The 4083-nt window shown below is 56.2% G+C and carries 4 protein-coding genes and 1 pseudogene; all 5 read right to left on the reverse strand.

Annotated features, from left to right (window positions below; translation table 11 throughout):
• Positions 1 to 165 (reverse strand): annotated as a pseudogene (locus tag QMM04_RS21340) (type VI secretion system contractile sheath large subunit); the annotation flags it as partial.
• A complete protein-coding gene (tssB, locus tag QMM04_RS21345) occupies positions 165 to 695 on the reverse strand; it encodes a type VI secretion system contractile sheath small subunit (RefSeq protein WP_045813586.1) in 531 nt (176 codons plus the stop codon). The pseudogene QMM04_RS21340 and the gene tssB, both read right to left, overlap by 1 nt.
• Before the next feature lie 71 nt (positions 696 to 766).
• A complete protein-coding gene (tssA, locus tag QMM04_RS21350; RefSeq protein ID WP_097116742.1) occupies positions 767 to 1777 on the reverse strand; it encodes a type VI secretion system protein TssA in 1011 nt (336 codons plus the stop codon).
• An 11-nt stretch (positions 1778 to 1788) separates the two neighbouring features.
• The gene (gene tagF, locus QMM04_RS21355; protein ID WP_282996969.1) at positions 1789 to 2499 is read right to left on the reverse strand and encodes a type VI secretion system-associated protein TagF; all 711 of its coding nucleotides are present in this window, start codon (positions 2497 to 2499) and stop codon (positions 1789 to 1791) included.
• Between the two features lie 14 nt (positions 2500 to 2513).
• Positions 2514 to 4083: type VI secretion system membrane subunit TssM (gene tssM, locus QMM04_RS21360; RefSeq protein WP_282996970.1), on the reverse strand; the 1570-nt coding region annotated here is incomplete at its 5' end.

Raw genomic sequence — 4083 nt, forward strand, 5'->3', positions numbered from 1 at the left:
AACGCTGTTCTCCAGCGCTTGCTGGGCCAGAGTTTTGACCGCGTTTTCAACCGCTTCCCGCGCCTGATCGTTCTTCGGACGAAACTCTTTACTGAGAAGCGCGCTGAATTCATCCTGGCTGAAGCTGGATGCGCTTTCCGCCTGCTGTTGCAATTTCTCGCTCATTATTCTTCCTCCTTACCTTCTGCTACGTCGGCTTGCTTTGGCAGATGCGTCAGCGCCTGCAGTAGCGTCGGGTCATGCAGAATTTTGCCAATCAACTCTTCCGCGCCGTTTTTACCATCCATATAGGTCAACAGGTTAGCAAGCTGGGTACGTGCTTCCAGCAGCTTGTTTAATGGCTCAACGTGGCGTGCAATCGCATCAGGTGAAAAGTCATCCATGCTTTCAAAGGTCAGTTCGACATTGAGTTTTCCCTCACCCGTCAGGGTGTTTTCAACCTGAAACGCCGCACGCGGTTTCATCGCCTTCATGCGCTCGTCAAAATTATCAATATCGATTTCAAGGAATTTACGATCATCAACAGCAGCCTGCGGTTCCAGTGGCTTGCCAGCGAGGTCTGCCAGCACGCCCATCACGAACGGCAGCTGGATTTTGCGTTCCGCACCATAAATCTCCACGTCATATTCAATTTGAACGCGGGGCGCGCGATTGCGGGCAATAAATTTCTGCCCGCTGGATTTCATAGTGGCCATGATTTTCTCCATAAATGATGCGCGGTTAAGGCGCGCAGGTGTCACTGCGTGATGAAAAGAGGGACGCGGCGTTAGTCGTGGCGTCCGAAGATGTTTTGCAACTGATGAACGCCGTCCGGTGCCAGATCGCGGATGATGTCCATAAAATCGAGTTCGACCAGCCGCTGTACGCGGTCAATCATTAACGGCGCCGGATGGCTTGGCTCATGCTGGGCGAAGTATTGCTTCACCTTTTCCAGCATCAATTGGGCATCCGCGCGGCTGGTAAGCTGTACTGTCCGCCAGTCTGGCGCATTACGAGTCGCCGTAGATGCTGGCACGTCTGCGGGCTGATCATCAGCAGCATCTGGCAGTGCCTCCGCTGAGTTTGCGGATTGCGTCAGGCTGACCAGCAAGGCAAAACTTTTCTGCAACTGCGTCATATCAGGCACCGCGCTTTCCCCGAGACGTTCGGCGAGCAGCGCGTGCAGGCTTTGCAGGTATTGATAGATGTGTTGCAAGGTGGCAGCGGCGGGTTGCCCCTGCTGCGCCAGTTCGTCGCGCAGACGCGCCATCCCGCCTGGGTAGTCAGGTGTCTCTAATTTGCTGCCATCACACAGGGCGATTGCATCACGAAGCGTGATACCGTCCGAGGCTTGACGTAACAGCCAGGCCTGGCGCACGGCTGCCGTTAACGCAGAAGCGTCTTCAAGCAGTGCCAGCGCATTGATGCGATAGAACGGATCCTGTTCGCCGTCCTCTTCCAGCCGTGGCCAGAGCGGTTCCCAGTAACGCAATAGTGCTTTTTCAATCAGTTCCAGCCCCTGCGCATAGCCTGGCAGGCCATTAAGATGGGTCCACGCCTGGGTGAGGGCCAGCATCACGCGTAAATCTTTGCTGCGGCTCAGCAATTCCGTCGCCAGCTTTTCTACCCGGTTCCAGTCAGCTGGCTCAGCCGGGATAATGGTTTCACCAAACTGTTGCTCAGCTTTACCCGCGCTGGCCTGCTCCATCGCCTGAAAATCAGCGTGATATTCCAGGTTGTCGCCGCAAGGGTCATCATTACCGATCGGCGCCAGCAACGCGTCGAGATTAATATTCATGCGGTTGCACCTCAGGATTCAAACATCGGGGGGTAAAGTCCATTTCGTCCGGGCTTCGCACCGCCTGCCGGGTCAAACAGCAGCGAAAATAACTGGGCGGTGAAGTTGCCACTATGCACATGGGTGTATAACGGGAACCCGACGGTTTGATTGGTCCACCAGAAACTGGTGTAAAACTGGGGATCAAAGATGTCGGAAGGCAGTTGCCAGCTCAGGTTCGACACGCTGCTCCCTTCACCAATAATCGCCAGAATCTCTGATGCCTCCTCCTCTGGCTGCTGCGGCAGAGGAATGCTGAGCAAAGCCTGATCCAACTGTTCCGGGCTACTACCGTCGCGCACCACACGCAGTAGTGTGTTGCCGACCTGTTGATACCAGTCGCCCGCATAGCCCAGCATGGCAGGCGACCATTCTGTCGGGCTGAAGTGGCGCAGGGCGCACAGCGGATAGTGGCGGCCAACGCTATCGCGTGAAGCGGTCAGGCTCCCCATCTGCACCAGTTGGCTGCCGAGCATCGGTGGCACGACAAAATTCCATACTGGAGCGCTGAGAAACGCTCGAGAAGGCGCATTCTCCCCTTCGGCACTGGTTTGCCAGTGGTGTAACCCCACCTGAAACCAGTGTGACCATTGCCGTAGCAAGCTGTCGGGAATGCGTCGCTTAACAAAGTCCCCCGCACTGGGGATTTTGCCGTACCAGCCGGGTGCTGCGTATTGCGTCATCGTAAGGCTCCGATTCAGGGACAGCTAAAAGCGGGAAGCTGGAACGGGTTGCGAATGCTGCCGGGGGTAAATGACAGCGTGACCTGATGTCCTTCCACGTTAAAGTTGGCTTCGCGCGTCAGGCCGCCGGACTGTGTCAGCCGGGCGCGATCGAAAAAGCGATTCAGCGCCCAGGGACCACTGGTGACCAGCGTGGAGGTGGTACCATTAGTTAAGCCAAGCTGCATACGCACTTGACTGGTGCCACCAGGCCCCGGCCAACTGACCATTTGTACCGCCTGTGGGCCATGGCTGTAGCGCAGGATCTGCCCATCGACATCCAGCGTCAGGGTGAGGATTTCGTTATCCATTTTTACCGTGCGCAGTGTGACGCGAAAAGATGGCGTGGTCGCGCCATTGGTAAAGAACGCATCGCGAATTGACTGCGACTGCTGGAACGGACGCAGCAACGCTTCACCACCCGGCAAGGTTTTGCCATCAATCCCGGGTGTGAAACGCCAGGCCGCGTGGGTGGTATCAACTTTGCTCGCCAGATTGTCACGGAAGAAGCTGTCCATCAGGCCGCTTCCCGGCGCAAACATGCGTGCCAGGTCATCGGGAGTTACTTCGTTGCGACCATTGCGCACCAGCGGATAACGTCCGGCGATAGCCTGCTGACAGAAACTGCCCACCGCCATCTGGATACGTTTGCGTACGTTATCCATATCGCGACGCTGGGCGTCTGAACTGGCCCCCACCGCCATGCTGGAAACCATGTTTTGTAATGTACCAGGTAAACGACCCGCACTGGCCTGTACGCGGCTAATGGCATCACTCGATGGCGGTGGCATACCGCTGTTAGCCGCATCTTGCACCGCGGTCAGGTAACGATAGAGATCGTCAATCTGGTGCAGAAAATCATCCACCGCCAGCACTTTACTGCCCTGCTGTAACGGCTGCGCCAGTTCGATAATCGAGGCAAAGTGCGCACCCACTACCTGTTCTGGTGCCGGATTCGCTTCGTTCTGTGCCGCACTGGCCTTCGGCGCACTAAATAACGCCTGCAAGGTGCGGGTAGCGCTATTGTCTGACGCTGGCGGCGCGGTTTGTGCTGCTTTGTCATCTGTTATCGGACGCGTCAGCGTCAACACTTTACTCAGGTTGATAACCAACTGGCTGCCGGTAAGTAAACGAGCGGTGTTAATACGCTGTGCCAGATCAGCGCTGTTATTGAGCTGAATATCGCTGAGGAATTGTTCCCACTGACGAATGTAATCCTGCATATAGAGCTGGCGCACCGCTAAGTCGGTCTGTTGGCTGTTTTCCTGTTGCGTGGTGCCGCCCAATACCCAGCGATCGTCCTGATACAGTGCCTGAGTTACCGGCGCAATTTGCTTATCAACGTGCTGCCAGTATCCGTCCGGGGTATACAGGCTTGCGACGCCATCGTTAACCGACTTTCCACTTTTACGTGAGAACACCAGTTCGCTTTGCGGGCCACCGAGCGCGGCGAGGGTAACCGTAGGTAAGCTGCCATCACGTTGTAGCAGGCGCTTAAGGCGTCCGTAGACGCGCTGTGATAGCGGCATCTGATTAATCAGCGCC

It is taken from the genome of Pantoea sp. Pa-EAmG, assembly GCF_030024295.1.
GTDB lineage: Bacteria > Pseudomonadota > Gammaproteobacteria > Enterobacterales > Enterobacteriaceae > Pantoea > Pantoea dispersa.

Bases quoted from the DNA above. Each gene is read 5' to 3' on its own strand.
- tssB (WP_045813586.1), bottom strand. From the start codon at position 695: ATGGCCACTATGAAATCCAGCGGGCAGAAATTTATTGCCCGCAATCGC.
- tssA (WP_097116742.1), bottom strand. From the start codon at position 1,777: ATGAATATTAATCTCGACGCGTTGCTGGCGCCGATCGGTAATGATGAC.
- tagF (WP_282996969.1), bottom strand. From the start codon at position 2,499: ATGACGCAATACGCAGCACCCGGCTGGTACGGCAAAATCCCCAGTGCG.